The sequence below is a fragment of the Pseudomonas sp. DE0010 genome, from assembly GCF_007680745.1.
In the GTDB taxonomy this organism is placed as follows: Bacteria; Pseudomonadota; Gammaproteobacteria; order Pseudomonadales; family Pseudomonadaceae; genus Aquipseudomonas; species Aquipseudomonas parafulva_B.
The window spans coordinates 1-351 of sequence record NZ_VEJQ01000086.1; the positions used below are offsets into that span (position 1 = coordinate 1).

Here is a 351-nt window from a genome sequence, read left to right on the forward strand (position 1 = left end):
CAGTGTCCATGCTGGGTCTCCGCTACTTGAAGTCGGCGCGATAGGCATCCAGGTTTTCCCGGGTGACCAGGGTCACCGGGATATCCTGCTGCTTGGTGACCTGCTGGCCGGCGAGCAGCGCCAGCGCCGCCTCCACCGCCGCCTTGCCCATGCCGCGGGTGTTCTGCTGCACCACCACTGCCACGGAGCCGTCATCCAGGCCCTGGACGGCCTGGGGCGACAGGTCCCAGCCAAAGATCCGGGTGCGCTCGCCGCTGCCCTGGGCGACGCTGGCCGCCACGGTGCCAATCAACGCCGGCTCGCCAGTGGCATAGACGATCTGCAGATCCGGATTGGCGGTGAGCAGGTTTT

General features: G+C 67.5%; 1 protein-coding gene. It reads right to left on the reverse strand.

What is annotated here, in order from left to right; all coding sequences use genetic code 11:
- Positions 1-22 precede the first annotated feature (22 nt).
- The coding region (locus FS767_RS21760) for a substrate-binding domain-containing protein (protein ID WP_144968172.1) at positions 23-351 on the reverse strand (329 nt) is incomplete at its 5' end.